This window comes from Mesorhizobium sp. M0317, from assembly GCF_040321555.1.
Taxonomy (GTDB): domain Bacteria; phylum Pseudomonadota; class Alphaproteobacteria; order Rhizobiales; family Rhizobiaceae; genus Mesorhizobium.
Window position 1 is genome coordinate 39653 of sequence record NZ_JAMYRV010000021.1, and the last position, 14749, is coordinate 54401.

Sequence of the window (14749 nt, forward strand, 5' to 3'; positions counted from 1 at the left end):
GAGTTCAGCCGTCATCAACGGAGGCGGAAATGACCAAACCTCATTTCAAGAAACTGCTCGGCGCACTGGTCGCCACATCGATCCAGTTCGGCACGCTCGGTTTCGCGTTTGCCGATACGACCATTCTGAACGTGTCCTACGACCCGACACGCGAACTCTACAAGGCCTATGACGAAGCCTTCGTCGCACACTGGAAGGCTGAGACCGGCGAGACGGTTACCATCCAGCAATCGCATGGCGGATCGGGCGCCCAGGCCCGCGCCGTGATCGACGGCCTCGATGCCGATGTGGTCACGCTGGCGCTGGAGGGCGACATCAACGCCATCGTCACCAAGTCGAAGAAGATCAATCCGGACTGGCGCAAGAAATTCGAAAACAATTCGGCGCCATACACCTCGACCATCATCTTCCTGGTCCGCAAGGGCAACCCCAAGGGCATCCATGACTGGAGCGATCTGGTCAAGGACGGTGTCCAGGTGATCACCCCGAACCCGAAGACGTCGGGTGGCGCCCGCTGGAACTACCTCGCCGCCTGGGCCTATGCCAACGCCAATGATGGCGGCGACGAAGCCAAGAACAAGGAATTCGTCGGCAAGCTCTACGCCAATGCTCCGGTGCTCGACACCGGCGCGCGCGGCTCGACGGTCACCTTCGCGCAAAAGGGCATCGGCGACGTGCTGATCGGCTGGGAAAACGACGCCTATCTGGCGCTCAATGAATTCGGCGCCGACAATTTCGAGATCGTCTACCCCCCGACCTCGATCCTGGCCGAGCCGCCGGTGGCGATCGTCGACGCCAATGTGGATGCCAAGGGCACCCGCAAGGTCGCCGAAGCCTATCTCGGCTGGCTCTATTCCAAGGAAGCCCAGACGATCATCGCCAAGAACCACTATCGTCCGGCCAAGCCCGAGCTGGTGGATGCGGCTGACATTCCGAAGACGCCCGAAATCAAGCTGATCTCCATCGACGATCCGCTTTTTGGCGGCTGGAAGAAGGCACAGCCTTATCATTTCGGCGATGGTGGTATATTCGACCAGATCTACAAGCCGGCCCAGTAGGATTTAGATCAGGACGACATGACCATAGCACCCGCCAAGGCGGGGTGGCGATTCAGACAGCCGAGTGTCATTCCGGGTTTCGGATTGACGCTCGGCTTCTCGCTTGCCTACCTCACGCTCATCATCCTCATCCCCCTATCGGGCCTGATCTGGCGCTCGGCAGCCCTCGGCTGGACCGATTTCTGGGCGATCGCCACCGACCGCCGGACCATCAACGCACTCGAAATCAGCTTCGGCACAGCCTTCATCGCAGCCGCCGTCAACGTCGTCTTCGGCACGCTCGTCGCCTGGGTGCTGGTGCGCTACCGCTTCCCCGGCCGCCGCGTCGTCGACGCCATGGTCGACCTGCCCTTCGCGCTGCCGACCGCGGTCGCGGGCATTGCGCTGACCACTCTTTATGCGCCCAATGGCTGGATCGGCCATCTCCTGGCGCCGCTCGGCATCAAGGTCGCCTACACGCCGCTCGGCATTGTCGTGGCGCTTGTCTTCATCGGCCTGCCGTTTGTCGTGCGCACGGTGCAGCCGATCATGGAAGAGATCGACAAGGAAGTGGAGGAAGCCGCCGCGACGCTCGGCGCCAACCGCTTCCAGATCATCACCCGCATCCTGTTTCCCGGCCTGGCGCCGGCCATCATCACCGGCTTCTCACTCGCCTTCGCGCGCGGCGTCGGCGAATACGGCTCGGTCATCTTCATCGCCGGCAACCTTCCCTACAAGTCGGAGATCGCACCGCTTCTGATCGTCATCCGGCTCGAGGAGTACAATTATCCGGCGGCCACCGCGATCGCGGCGATCATGCTTTTGCTGTCGTTCGTGATGCTGCTGGTCATCAACCTGGCGCAGTCATGGAGTCGCAAGCGCTATGGCTGACCCCGAGATCAAATCCTACGAACCGCATCACGAGAGCCGGTCGGCGGCGGTGACCGAAAGCCGGCCGGTGCGGCTGCTGCTGATGGCGGTGGCCTTCGCCTTCCTCGCCATCTTCCTGCTGCTGCCGCTGATCATCGTCTTCCACGAGGCGCTGGCGAAAGGCATTGGCGCCTACACGGAATCGCTCTCCAATCCCGATACGCGCTCGGCGATCCGGCTGACGCTGCTGGTGGCGGTGATCGCCGTGCCGCTTAACGTCGTCTTCGGCATTTCGGCTGCCTGGGCGATCGCCAAGTTCGAGTTCAAGGGCAAGGCTTTTCTGACCACGCTGATCGACCTGCCCTTCTCGGTCTCGCCGGTCATTTCCGGCCTGGTCTATGTGCTTTTGTTTGGCGCTCAGGGACTGTTCGGTGAATGGCTGAAGGCGCACGGCATCCAGATCTTGTTCGCCGTGCCCGGCATCGTGCTCGCGACCATCTTCGTCACCTTCCCCTTCGTTGCCCGCGAACTGATCCCGCTGATGCAGGAACAGGGCAACGGCGACGAGGAAGCCGCGCTCTCTCTCGGCGCCAATGGCTGGCAGACCTTCTGGTACGTGACGCTGCCCAACGTCAAATGGGGATTGCTCTACGGCGTGCTTTTATGCAACGCCCGCTCGATGGGCGAATTCGGCGCGGTCTCGGTCGTGTCGGGCCACATACGCGGGCTGACCAACACCATGCCGTTGCATGTCGAAATCCTCTACAACGAGTACAACGCCGTCGGCGCTTTTGCCGTCGCTTCGCTGCTTGCCGGCCTGGCGCTGGTCACGCTGGTCTTGAAAACACTTCTAGAGATGCGCTACGGCGCCGAGATCGCCGCGACGCGCGGGCACTGACTAAATGCATGTCGCCCAAGACTGGCAACCGGTTTTGGGACAACGACATGCACCAAATTACTGAGGGATTTACATGGAAGTTCGCGTTGCCAACGTACGCAAGGAGTTTGACCGGTTTCCGGCCCTCCATGACGTATCGCTTGACATCAAGTCGGGTGAGCTGATCGCGCTGCTTGGGCCATCCGGCTCCGGCAAGACGACGCTGCTGAGGCTTATCGCCGGCCTGGAGCGGCCGACGCGCGGAAAGATCTTCTTCGGCGACGAGGACGCCTCGCACCGCTCGATCCAGGAGCGCAATGTCGGCTTCGTCTTCCAGCACTATGCGCTTTTCCGGCACATGACGGTCGCCGACAATATAGGCTTCGGCCTCAAGGTCCGGCATGGACCGTCGCGACCACCGGCGGCCGAAATCCGCCGACGCGCCACCGAACTGCTCGATCTCGTTCAGCTTTCCGGCCTGGAAAAGCGCTATCCGGCGCAACTTTCCGGTGGCCAGCGCCAGCGCGTGGCGCTCGCCCGGGCCATGGCCATCGAGCCCAAGGTGCTGTTGCTCGACGAGCCGTTCGGCGCGCTCGATGCGCAGGTGCGCCGGGAACTCCGCCGCTGGCTGCGCGAGATCCATGACCGTACCGGCCACACCACCGTCTTCGTCACCCACGACCAGGAAGAGGCGCTCGAGCTTGCCGACCGCGTCGTGGTGATGAGCCAGGGCCGCATCGAGCAGGTCGGCTCCGCCGACGAGATCTACGACACGCCGAACTCGCCCTTCGTCTACTCCTTCATCGGCGAATCGAGCATGCTGCCGGTCAAGGTTGAGAATGGCGAGATCTGGCTCGCCGACCGTCCGATCGGCGTGTCGGCGCCGCACGCACCCGAGGGCGATGCGACGCTGTATTTCCGCCCGCACGATATCGAACTGCTCGACGGCTGCAGCGGCTGCATCGCCGGCACGGTCGCCGCCAGCCGCCGCGTCGCCGGCACAAGACGCGTCGAACTGGAAATCGGCGGCGAGCGCCAGCGCGTCGAGATCGAACTGCCTGTGGACCATCCTGCGGCGCAGAAGAGCCGGGTGGCGTTCAGGCCAAGGCGCTGGAAGCTTTTCCCGGCGGCATAGACATCGATCCGGCGCTACTCCAGCCAGTTCTCGACCGTCAGGCCCTTGATCCGACGGAACTCAGCGGTGTTGGCCGTCACCAGTGTCGTCCCCAACACACAGGCATGGGCAGCAATGAAAAGATCATTGTGGCCGATTGGCTGGCCTCTGGCCTCCAGCTCGGCACGAAGTGCTCCGTATTCGTTATCCATCGGCACATCGAGCGGCAGCACAGGTAACTCGGCGAGCAATTGCTCGACCTTGGCGAGCAGCTTGGCCGATCCCTTGCGGGCGCAGCCATAACGCAGCTCCGAGGCGACAACGATGCTGGTGCACAGGGCACCGTCTCCCGCGCGAACCGCCGTACTGGCAGCCTTGCCGGCAGGGTTTCGGATCATGTCGCTGAGAATGTTGGTGTCCAGCATGAACCGCATCAAAAGATATCCTCAGGCCCCACGGGCGCATCATGGATCTCGGGAAAGTCGTCTTCAGGACCAAGCGGCGGCTCTTTCGCCCATTGGGTGAGCAAGGCGGTGAGGCCTGGTTTACGGACTGGCTCGATAACCAGGCGATCGCCGTCGCGGCTGATGAGGACTTTTTCGCCGGGAAGCTCGAACTCGACGGGAATGCGCACCGCCTGGCTGCGGTTGTTGCGGAAGAGCTTCGCCTCCCTGGGCGGTGGTATTGAGTGACGGTGCTGCGGCATGGCAGCCTCCCCTGTCTGTTCCACTTGTATATGCCATTTGTATATGCCACTCGGCTTCGAATTGCAAACCACAGAAAACCCCAACGCACCGGCATTTCGGCTGGAATGAATTTTCGCCAATAACCTGCTTCAGCGATTTCTTTTTCGCTGCAACGCCATACGTCTGCCCCGTGTGCCTCGCAGTACACCCTCCGGCCCGGCTATGTTCTGGCAACGCATTGCACATCGGAGCCTGTTTTCATGAAGCGTTTTTTGCTCAGCGTCGCCACCGTCGCCGGCCTGGTCCTCGCCTCTTCGCAGGCCTGGTCGGCCGACAAATTGCTCAACGCTTCCTATGATGTCGGCCGCGAATTGTTCGCCCAGGTGAACAAGGCTTTCGTCGCCGGCCATCCGGGCGTCACCGTCGACCAGTCGCATGCCGGCACCTCGGCGCAGGCGCGCGCCATTGCCGAAGGCCTCGGCGCCGATGTCGTCACCTTCAACCAGGTCACCGACATCGACTTTCTGGTCAAGAAAGGCCTCGTCGCCGCCGACTGGCAGAAGGATTTCCCCGACAACGCCTCGCCCTTCTATTCGCTCCCATCCTTTCTCGTCCGCGCGGGCAACCCCAAGCACATCAAGGACTGGAACGACCTCGTGCGCGACGACGTGCAGGTGATCTTCCCCAACCCCAAGACCTCGGGCAATGCGCGCTACACCTATCTGGCCGCAACCGCCTACGCCAAGGAAGCCTTCAAGGGCGACGACGCCAAGGTGAAGGAGTTCGTCACCAAGCTGTTCAACAACGTGCCGATCTTCGACACCGGCGGGCGCGCCGCCACCACCACCTTCGTGCAGCGCGAGATCGGCGACGTGCTGATCACCTTCGAGTCGGAAACGCGCGGCATCCGCAAGGAGTATGGCAACGACAAGTTCGAACAGGTCACGCCAACGGTCAGCCTGCTCGCCGAATTCCCGGTGGCGATCGTCGACAAGGTCGCCGACGAGCACGGCAGCCGTGACCTCGCCAAGACCTATCTCGACTTCCTCTACACGCCCGAGGGCCAGACCATCGCGGCTGAAAATGGCCTGCGCGCCCGCAACGCTGAAGTCGCGGCAAAATACAAGGCCGACTTCCCCGATGTCCGCCTGCTGACGGTGGAAGACGTCTTTGGCGGCTGGGACAAGGTACAGAAGGAGCACTTCGCCGCCGGCGGTCTGCTCGACCAGACCTATGGCAGCCGCTGATATCAGCAGCGTTCGACCTCACCTCACAAGAAAGCCGGCGCTTTGCCGGCTTTTTCGTTTTCGCGCGCCGACAAACGGCTTTCATGCGGAATCTGTCGCGATCGGCGAAAAACGTTACAAAGAATCAACGCCTTTGTGCCTAACGTCTCAACCGGGCGGCTTGTTCTACGCGAAACCGGGTTGTTCAGACGAAACGTCATGATTTGCACACAAACAACCGCCAGATGCGGGTGGTTGGGGTTTTCATGAACTGAAGCGGGCATGCTTACCAAAAAAGGCAAATACGGCCTCAAGGCCCTCGTGCATCTTTCCGGCCTGCCGGTCGGCCAGCTTGCATTCGTCAACGACATCGCGATCGCCAACAACATCCCGAAGAAATTTCTGGATGCCATTCTGGGCGAGCTGCGCAATGCCGGCTTCGTCCTCAGCCGCAAGGGCAAGGAAGGCGGTTATCGCCTCGCCCGGCCGGCTTCCGAAATCAAGATCGGCCACGTCGTGCGCGTGCTGGACGGCCCGCTCGCTCCCATACCCTGCGCCAGCCGCACGCAATACCAGCGCTGCGAGGATTGCGACGAGGCGACCTGCCAAGTCCGGCACATGATGCTGGAAGTGCGCCAGGCGATCGCCGAAGTGCTGGACAATCGCAGCCTCGCCGCCATGCGCGACGCCGACAATGATGATTTTCCGGTCGAGCTGACATCGCAGATCTAAATTAGAGCATGGTCCCGAAAAGTGCGAACCGGTTTTCGGACAAGATCATGCTGAAATGAGAGTCCTCAGACCAGGCCGAGCTTGCCGGCCAGGCCGACGCGCTGGATTTTGCCGGTGGGACCCTTGGGTATCTCCTGGAGAAACAGGATGTGGCGCGGCACCTTGAACTCGACGATCCGGCTGCGCGCGAAATCGCGTATCTGCTCGGCATCGGCGGTGGCGCCCTCGGCCAGCACGATGGCCGCACCCACCTCTTCGCCGAGCATGGCGTGCGGCACGGCGAAGGTCACCGCCTGCGCCACCAGCGGATGATCGAGCAGCACATTGTCGACCTCGAGCGGCGAGATCTTTTCGCCGCCGCGATTGATGATCTCCTTCAGCCGCCCGGTGATCTTCAGATCGCCATCCTCGTCGATGAGGCCCTGGTCGCCGGTGCGGAACCAGCCATCGCTGAAGGCAGCTTCATTGGCCACCGGATTGTCGAGATAGCCATCATGGATGTTGGCGCCGCGCACCGCGATCTCGCCCTTTTCACCCGCCGGCAGGATCGTCCCCTTGTCGTCCAGGATCGTCACCTGCGGACCCGCAGGCAGGCCGACCGAGCCTGGCTTGCGGCGTGCCGGCGGCAGGCCGTTGGATGTCATCTGGTGCGCCGCCTCGGTCATCCCATAGGCCTCGACCACCGGACAGCCGAAGACGCGCTCGAGGTCGCGGAACACGGTGTCGGGAAGCGCTGCCGAAGACGAGCGGATGAAGCGCAGCCGCGCAGCCGCGATGGTTTCGCCATTGCGGGCGGCGCGCGCCAGGATCGCCTGATGCATGGTCGGCACCGCGCTGTACCAGCTCGGCCGGAAATCGCCCAGCCAGCCGTAGAATTTGAGCGGGTTGAAGCCCGGCGTGCAGACAACAGCGCCGCCGACTGCCAGCTGTGCGCTGAGCGCCGCCATCAGCCCGTGAATGTGGAACAGCGGCATCACGTTGAGACACATATCGTTTGCCGACAGCGCCAGGGTGCTGGCGATGTTGGCCATCGATGCCTGCAGATTGCGCTGCCGCAAGCCGACGATCTTCGGTCGCGCCGTGGTTCCCGATGTGTGCAGGACAAGCGCGAAATCGTCGGGTCCGTTGAACTGCATATCGTCGAGGCGAGCCTCGCTGGCAGCCTCCACCTCGGCGTCGCCCGCCAGCAGAAACTCGCCGGCCTTGGCGCCGTCAGTCACGATGACGTCGAGCACCGCAATGCCGAGCCCCTTTGCGGCGTTGCGCGCGGCATCGCCCATGCCTTGTCCGCACAGCAGCAGCTTCACATCGAGATCGCCGAGATAGAAGCGGAATTCGTCTTCGCCGTAAGCCGGATTGAGCGGCGCCGCCGTCGCCAACGCCGAGACCGCCAGGAAACAGGCCGCCATTACCGGGCCGTTGGGCAAGACGATGCCGACGGCCGTGCCGCGGGCAACGCCACGCCTGGCGAGATCGCCGCAGAGCTTGTCGACAAGATTGGCGAGGCCGGCAAAGCTCAGGGACGGCCGGTCCGGCGCCATCAGCGCCACCGCAGCCGGCCGCCAGGGCGCCAGTTGGGGAAGTGCTACCGATAGGGCCTGTTTCAAGTTCGAACCCTGAATGGCGTTCACCATGGCCTTGCCGGCGCCGATTGCGCGCCCGTGGCAGACGCAGTAAAGCGATTTCCGGACGCACGCAAGAACAGGTGGACACCGATCGGATGAGGCTGCCGTGGTTGGGAAAATCCCGGAAAGCCGACCGGACACCATCTTCCGCCGTCATTTATCATACGGAAATCATCGCCGACATCCTGGTGCCCGAACGCGCCGAGCATGTCCGCTTCTTCAGCCGCAAGCAGGTCCGCGCCGGCAAGTTGCGCACCTTCAACAACAGGGATTTCCGCGAGCTGCTGCTGGCCGCCTTCTATCTCGGGGTCGCGGCATTGCTGCCGGTCAATTGGTGGGCCGCGATCTGCAGTCGCATATCGGGGCTGCGCCTCAAGCGCCATATCCGCAAGGATTTCGTGCGCTACGCCGCGGCGACGCGCGCCGTGCTCGGCAATGGCATCGATGCGCAAAGGCAGTTCAGGGCCTTGCTCTGCGCCAACCACCGCCGGCGTTTGCTGCTTGCCGCGCATCTCATCGGCCGCCGCTGGTCACCTGATATCCGGCTGGAGGGCCTGGAAGGCCTGCAAGCGGCGCTGAAGCGCGGCCACGGCGCTATCATCTGGTGCGATCAGTTCACGGCACAGACCATCATCGGCAAACGCGCTCTCCATGAGGCCGGTATCGAGACACACCAGCTCAGCGTCAGGGCTCACGGCATATCCGATTCGACGTTCGGCTTGCGCTTCCTGAACCCGCCGATGGTTCGGGTCGAGAACCGTTTCCTGAAAAGCCGGATCGTGTTCGACCGCAGCGACGCCTACCAGGTCACCGGCCGGATCCAGAAGATCCTTGGCAACAACGGCGTCGTATTGGTGACCAACACCGTGCATGCCGGCTCGACATTCACCGAAGTCGGCCTTGGCGAGAGCGGCTGGACTCACCTCGCCTCGGCGCCAACGAATTTCGCTGCCAGAGGCAAGGCGGCGCTGTTTTCCATGTCGACCTTCGAGACCGATCCGTTCCGCCAATACCGCGCCGTCCTAAGTCCCGAACTGGTGCCGGCCCCGGCAGAGGCCGGCGAGCGCGCGGCCAGAGCCGGCGCCAAGAACATGGCGCTGCAGGCCGAGTACATATTGCTCAAGCGCGACCGCTTGCTGGAGGCGCTGAAACTCTATCCCGAGCAAATGATGGTCTGGTCCGGCGCCGACCGGTTCACCGAACGGCCGGAAACCGCCTTGCCCGACGAGGGTGGTTCATGATTTTGCGCCGGCCAGCAGGCTGGCAACGGCGGTGACGATCTCAGCCACTGGAAGTGTGGCGTCGGCCGTCAGCGCCCGCTCGTCGGCGCCAGGCGGCTCAAGGATGGCGAACTGGCTTTCGACCAGGCTTGCCGGCATGAAATGGCCCTTGCGGTTGGCGACACGCTGCTTGGCGGTTGCGGGATCGATCTTCAGATAGATGAAATCGATATCCCGGCGGAAGCCACGCAGACGATCGCGGTAGCTGCGCTTCAGCGCCGAGCAGGCGGCAACCACGCTTTGGCCGCTGCCGGTCAGGTCGGCGATCCGCTCGCCGATGGCATCGAGCCAGCCCTCACGCAGTTGATCTGTGAGCGGCTCGCCGCTCGCCATGCGGGCGACGTTTTCGGGTGGGTGCAGCCTGTCGCCTTCGACAAAGACGGCCCCTTCCTCTGCTGCCAATGCTTTGCCGACAGCCGATTTTCCGCAGCCGGCGACGCCCATCACCACAATGGCCCGAGGCACTGAGCCGGTAGCGCCCATTGGCGCCTGTGCCGTCTCTTCGTCCACGGTCAGCGGCTTGCCGGCGCGCGGCCGTAGAGCAGGAGCATGGCGACGATGACCAGGCCATAGACGATCTGCCGCCCCGCCTCCGGCATCTGCATGACCGAGAGTATGGACTGCAGGAGGGTGATCAGAATGACACCGGCGACGGTGCCGAGATAGGAGCCGCGGCCACCCAGGATGGAGGTGCCGCCCAGAACCACGGCGGCGATCGACGGCAGGAGATAGGCATCGCCCATCGATTGCGCCGCCTTGGAGGCATAGCCGGCGAGAAGCACTCCGCCAAAGGCGGACAGCCCGCCTGAGATAGCGAAGGCGATCATCACCACGCGCCTTGTATCGATGCCGGAGAGATAGGCGGCACGCTCGCGGTTGCCGATGCCGTAGACGGTGCGGCCGAAGCTGGTGCGGGACAGCACGAACACCATCGCAGCGCCAATCAGCGCCCAGATGATGACGGCGTTAGGCACGCCAGGAATGGTAAAACCTGTCGCAAGATAGCGCATGGCGCCGGTGGCCGAATCCTGTGGCGAGTAGCCGCCGGTATAAACGACCATGAGCCCTTGCGCGACAGCGTTGGTGGCGAGCGTGATGATCATCGAGGGTATGCGCAGATAGGCGACGCCAAAGCCGTTGACGATGCCGATCAGCACCCCGCAAAAGATGCCGAACGGGATGGCCAGCGCCACACCGATCGGGCCATAGGCGGCAGCCGCACACGCCATCATCGCGCCCGCCGCCACCGCCCACGGCACCGACAGGTCGATTTGGCCTAGCAGGATGACCAGCATCATGCCTGTGGCGATGACGCCGAGGAACGAGGCCACCTTGAGCTGCTGCAAGAGATATTCAGGCGACAGAAAGCTCCTGGAATAGAGGCTGCCTAGGAACAGCAACAGCACGATGCAGGCGAAGGCCGTCAGCACCGCCGGATCGGCGCGGCGGATGAATTTCGGCATGCGGCCGGCGATGCCGCCCAACGTCGTTTCGCTCACAGGAACCACTCCAGCCGGTTGCGGACCCGAAACAGTGCGAAGGCGCCGAGGCTGACCGCAACCAGCAGGATAACGCCCTGGAACAGTGGCTGCCATAGCGGGTCGAAATCGAACACGAACAACAGGTCGCCGATGGTGCGGAAGGCCAGCGCGCCGAAGATGGCGCCGATGGCGCTGCCTTTGCCGCCGAACAGCGAGACGCCGCCCAGCACCACCGCGGCGATTGAAAACAGCGTATAGGCGTTGCCGCTGGCATAGGCTGCATCGCCCGTATAGGTGAAGAAGGTCAGGAACAGTCCGCCGATCGCGGCCAACAGGCCTGCGAGCGCGTAGGCAGCGAACTTGCCGCGCCTTATCGGCACACCGGACATGTAGGCCGCCGTCTCCGAGGATCCGGCCGCATAGGCCGCGCGCCCGAGCACCGAGCGGCTGAACGGTACCCAGACCACGAGCACGACGGCGAGCAGCACGACCAGGCTCGCCGGCACCACGCCCAACAGGCGTCCGGTCAGCGCGTCGGCGAGACCTTCGTTGACCGAACCGCCGGGAAACGGCCTGAGCAGCAGCGCGATGCCGAAATAGACCGCACCCGTGGCGATCGTGGCGACGATCGGCTGCAGGCGGCCGTAGATGACGATGGCGCCGTTGATCGCTCCGCACAGGAGCCCGGTGCCGAGCACGGCGATGACGCCGAAAGCGGTCTCGAGGCCGGTGCCGATGACCAGCCAGGAGGCGAGGCAATTGGTCAGCGTGAAGATCATGCCGACGGAGAGGTCGATGCCGGCGGTGATCACGACCAGTGTCTGCGCCATGGCGACGAAGGCGAGCAGCACGCCCTTGTTGGACGCCGTCTGCACGACATTGGCGGTGAAGCCCGCCGGATGGTTCGAGGTGTAGATGACGAACATGACAATGAATATGCCGAGTGCCATCAGTGTTCCGCGCTGCTCGGCCAGCCAGTAGCGCCACTCTTTCACGCGTCCGCTCCCTGTCTTGCGCCGGCATCGTCTCTTCCGCCGGCGTCATCGCCGTGGATGTTGAGCGCGCTTGCAATCAGCGCCCGCTCGGTGATCTCGGCTCCGACCAGCTCGCGCTTGACCGCGCCGTCATAGAGCACCAGCACGCGGTCGCAGCAGCCGATCAGTTCGTCATAGTCGGTTGAATAGAACAGGATCGCCGCCCCCGCATCCGCCAGCTTGCGCATCAGTTGATAGAGTTCCTGCTTGGTGCCGACATCGATGCCGCGCGTCGGATCGTTGAGCAGGATGATGCGCGGCTGGCGCATCAGCCATTTGGCGATGACCACCTTCTGCTGGTTGCCCCCCGACAGCGCACCGACCGGAATGTCGAGGCCGGCCGTCTTGATCGCCAGCAGCCCGACCATGTCGTCGATCAGCCGCTGTTCGGCGGCGCGGTCGATGATGCCGGCCTTGGACAGCCGGTCTAGGGCGGCAAAGGAGAGGTTCTCGCGCACCGTCATCGGCAGCATCAGGCCTTCGGTCTTGCGGTCCTCCGGGATCAGCGCCATGCCGATGCGGTCGTCGCGCGCCGCTTGCGGGCTGGCGATCGAAACCGGCTTGCCGTCGATAAGGATATGGCCGCCGAGGCCGCGCAGCACACCGAAAAAGGCAAGCAGCAATTCGCGCTGGCCCTGGCCGTCCAGGCCGCCAAGGCCGACGACCTCGCCTGCCCCGACGGTCAGCGAGACATTGTCCAGCCGGTCCGTCCAGGACAGCTTGCGCGCCTCCAGCACAGGAACGGCGGCGGCGGCAGCGCGCGCGGGTTTCGGCGGGAAAATATGGCTGTATTCGCGCCCGATCATCAGTTCGACGACTTCGTTGTCGCTCTTTGTGCCTGCCTTGTAGCTGGCGACATTGCGGCCGTTGCGAAACACCGTGCAGTGGTCGGCAAGCTCGGCGATCTCGTTCATGCGGTGCGAAATGTAAAGCAGCGCCAGCCCTTCCGAGCGCAGTCGCTTGAGCACGCTGAATATTCTGGCAACGTCCGTCGCGGTCAGCGCCGAGGTCGCCTCGTCGAGGATCAGGATGCGCGGCTTCCTGGCCAATGCCTTGGCGATCTCGACCATCTGTCTTCTTGAAAGCGGAAGATCCTTGACCAGCGCCAATGGATGGATGTCGGCCGCACCTGCGCGTGCCAGCGCATCCTCGGCAATGCGGCGCTGCGCCTTGCGGTCGATCATGCCGAAACGCTTCGGCGGATCGGAGATGACGATGTTGTCGGCAACGCTGAGTTCGGGAACCAGCGACAGCTCCTGGAAGATGCAGACGATGCCGGCCTTGTTTGCAGCAGCAGGCGAAGCGAACGTCACCTCGCTGCCGTTCAGCATCATGCGGCCTTCGTCGGGCGCGACGACGCCCGCCATGACCTTGATCAGCGTCGATTTGCCGGCGCCGTTTTCGCCGAGAATGGCGTGGATGCTACCGGACGAGACCGAAAGCTCGGCCTTTTCCAGCGCCCGCACACCACCATAGCGCTTGGATATGCCTTCCATCCGGAAGAGCGGAACCGCACCGTCCATCGGCCCTCCCGAGGCAGTTTGACTTCAAGGGATATCGAGTGGCCGGCGCCGCGGAGAGCCCGCGGCGCCGGATATGCCGCCTATTGGTCAGCCCCTATTGGTCAGCTTTGGTCTGACCCATGATTTCCTGCGCGGTGAAATTGATGCCGCAGGTCGGGAAGGAATTGCCGACGAAGAAATTGTCGGACTGGTCGGGGAAGAAATCCTGACCGGCCTTGAAGTTCGGATCCTCGACGATCGCCAGTGGCAGTTTCACTGCTTGCGGAACGACGTTGCCTTCGAGCGCGGCAATCGCCGTCTTGATGGCAACCGCGACCTGCGCCGGACCGGTGCCGGCCGATGAGCATTTCAGCCCGTCGCCGGCATGTGCCGCGCAGAACTTGCGGAAACCGTTCTCGGTCTCCCCCCCGAACGGCACGAAAGCATGCTTGGCATCGATCATCGCCTGCACGATGCCGGTGTCGCCGCCTTGCCCGGTGATACCGTCGAACGGACCGTTGGTGGCAATGGCGTCGGCCGTGGCTTTCTGCGCCACGCCGTCGTCCCATTTGCCGACCACCTCGGTGACGTCCCATTTCTTGCCCGAGGCATCGAGCGCTTCATGGATGCCGTTGTGACGGTCGGTGTCGACGGAAGTTCCGGCAACGCCGCGCACTTCGAGCACCTTGCCGCCATTCGGCACATGGCCGACCAGCCATTTGCCCCACAATTCGCCAAGGCCCTTCTGGTCGACATTGACGTTGATGGCGTCCTTGGTGTCGAGAATATTGTCGAAGGCGACGAGGATGACGCCAGCTTCCTTGGCGCGCTTGATGACCGGCCCGAAAGCGGTCGGGTTCTGGGCGTTGACGACGATCGCGTCATAGCCGGAATCGATGAAGTTGTTGATCGCCGAAATCTGGGCCGGCACGTCCTCGCCGGTCGAGACGACCTTGAATTCCTTCAGTTTCGCGGCGACCTCCGGCTGGGCCGCATAGGCCTTGGCGGTCTGCACCATCTGGATGCGCCAGGTGTTGGCGATATAGCCATTGGCGAGCGCGATGCGGTATGGGCCGTCTTTCTTGGGGAACTTGAAGAACTGCGTATCGGCCGCCCAGGGCGCAAAGCAATCCGGCTCAGCCGACGGTCCCTTGACGACTTCCGGGTCGGCCATGGCCGACGAACTCAGCATGACGAATGCAGTGGCGGCAACGATGCCACCAACAAGTGACTTGATCATAGATATTCCTCCCAGTTGTAGTTTTATTTGCTGCTGCTTGTTTAT

15 protein-coding genes are annotated in these 14749 nt (G+C 63.2%); 7 read left to right on the forward strand and 8 right to left on the reverse strand.

What is annotated here, in order from left to right; translation table 11 throughout:
* The first annotated feature begins 29 nt into the window (after positions 1-29).
* The 4 genes from NKI88_RS16310 to NKI88_RS16325 all read left to right on the forward strand — a co-directional run bounded on the left by NKI88_RS16310 (position 30) and on the right by NKI88_RS16325 (position 3919).
* Positions 30-1058, forward strand: coding sequence for a sulfate ABC transporter substrate-binding protein (locus tag NKI88_RS16310; protein WP_023673082.1), 1029 nt, complete (start codon positions 30-32; stop codon positions 1056-1058).
* An 18-nt stretch (positions 1059-1076) separates the two neighbouring features.
* On the forward strand, positions 1077-1928 hold the full coding sequence (cysT, locus tag NKI88_RS16315) for a sulfate ABC transporter permease subunit CysT (RefSeq protein ID WP_023687973.1): 852 nt from the start codon (positions 1077-1079) through the stop codon (positions 1926-1928).
* Positions 1921-2805 carry a sulfate ABC transporter permease subunit CysW gene (gene cysW / locus NKI88_RS16320; RefSeq protein ID WP_023690809.1) on the forward strand — a complete coding sequence of 295 codons (885 nt, stop codon included), beginning with the start codon at positions 1921-1923 and terminating at the stop codon, positions 2803-2805. Before cysT ends, cysW begins: the two co-directional genes overlap by 8 nt.
* 73 nt (positions 2806-2878) lie before the next feature.
* Positions 2879-3919, forward strand: a complete 1041-nt coding sequence (locus tag NKI88_RS16325) for a sulfate/molybdate ABC transporter ATP-binding protein (RefSeq protein ID WP_352656148.1) — start codon at positions 2879-2881, stop codon at positions 3917-3919.
* Positions 3920-3933: 14 nt separating this feature from the next.
* On the opposite strand, the gene NKI88_RS16330 is transcribed toward NKI88_RS16325, so the two are convergent.
* Both NKI88_RS16330 and NKI88_RS16335 read right to left on the reverse strand, forming a co-directional pair.
* Positions 3934-4332 carry a type II toxin-antitoxin system VapC family toxin gene (locus NKI88_RS16330; protein ID WP_352656150.1) on the reverse strand — a complete coding sequence of 133 codons (399 nt, stop codon included), beginning with the start codon at positions 4330-4332 and terminating at the stop codon, positions 3934-3936.
* Positions 4332-4604, reverse strand: coding sequence for an antitoxin (locus NKI88_RS16335; RefSeq protein ID WP_081730991.1), 273 nt, complete (start codon positions 4602-4604; stop codon positions 4332-4334). The genes NKI88_RS16330 and NKI88_RS16335 overlap by 1 nt, the downstream gene beginning before the upstream one ends.
* A gap of 240 nt (positions 4605-4844) precedes the next feature.
* Here NKI88_RS16335 and NKI88_RS16340 point away from each other — a divergent pair, with 240 nt between their 5' ends.
* Both NKI88_RS16340 and NKI88_RS16345 read left to right on the forward strand, forming a co-directional pair.
* The gene (locus tag NKI88_RS16340) at positions 4845-5831 is read left to right on the forward strand and encodes a sulfate ABC transporter substrate-binding protein (protein ID WP_023829213.1); all 987 of its coding nucleotides are present in this window, start codon (positions 4845-4847) and stop codon (positions 5829-5831) included.
* 261 nt (positions 5832-6092) lie between these two features.
* Entirely contained in the window at positions 6093-6542 is a 450-nt protein-coding gene (locus NKI88_RS16345) for an RrF2 family transcriptional regulator (protein ID WP_023673075.1), read from the forward strand.
* A gap of 65 nt (positions 6543-6607) precedes the next feature.
* Here the strand turns inward: NKI88_RS16345 and NKI88_RS16350 are convergent, their stop codons facing one another.
* Positions 6608-8149, reverse strand: a complete 1542-nt coding sequence (locus NKI88_RS16350; protein WP_502902360.1) for an acyl--CoA ligase — start codon at positions 8147-8149, stop codon at positions 6608-6610.
* 113 nt (positions 8150-8262) lie between these two features.
* Between NKI88_RS16350 and NKI88_RS16355 the strand changes: the two genes are divergently transcribed.
* Positions 8263-9408: a hypothetical protein gene (locus tag NKI88_RS16355; RefSeq protein ID WP_352656152.1), complete on the forward strand. Its 1146-nt coding sequence runs from the start codon at positions 8263-8265 to the stop codon at positions 9406-9408.
* Here NKI88_RS16355 and NKI88_RS16360 read toward each other — a convergent pair.
* From NKI88_RS16360 to NKI88_RS16380, 5 genes are all read right to left on the reverse strand, one after another.
* A complete protein-coding gene (locus NKI88_RS16360) occupies positions 9403-9957 on the reverse strand; it encodes a gluconokinase (RefSeq protein ID WP_352538907.1) in 555 nt (184 codons plus the stop codon). The two genes, NKI88_RS16355 and NKI88_RS16360, sit on opposite strands and share 6 nt — an antisense overlap.
* 2 nt (positions 9958-9959) lie before the next feature.
* The gene (locus tag NKI88_RS16365) at positions 9960-10946 is read right to left on the reverse strand and encodes an ABC transporter permease (protein ID WP_023673071.1); all 987 of its coding nucleotides are present in this window, start codon (positions 10944-10946) and stop codon (positions 9960-9962) included.
* The gene (locus tag NKI88_RS16370) at positions 10943-11923 is read right to left on the reverse strand and encodes an ABC transporter permease (RefSeq protein ID WP_023690800.1); all 981 of its coding nucleotides are present in this window, start codon (positions 11921-11923) and stop codon (positions 10943-10945) included. Before NKI88_RS16370 ends, NKI88_RS16365 begins: the two co-directional genes overlap by 4 nt.
* Positions 11920-13485, reverse strand: a complete 1566-nt coding sequence (locus tag NKI88_RS16375) for a sugar ABC transporter ATP-binding protein (RefSeq protein WP_352656154.1) — start codon at positions 13483-13485, stop codon at positions 11920-11922. The genes NKI88_RS16370 and NKI88_RS16375 overlap by 4 nt, the downstream gene beginning before the upstream one ends.
* Before the next feature lie 94 nt (positions 13486-13579).
* Entirely contained in the window at positions 13580-14704 is a 1125-nt protein-coding gene (locus tag NKI88_RS16380) for a sugar ABC transporter substrate-binding protein (RefSeq protein WP_023682221.1), read from the reverse strand.
* Positions 14705-14749 lie beyond the last annotated feature (45 nt).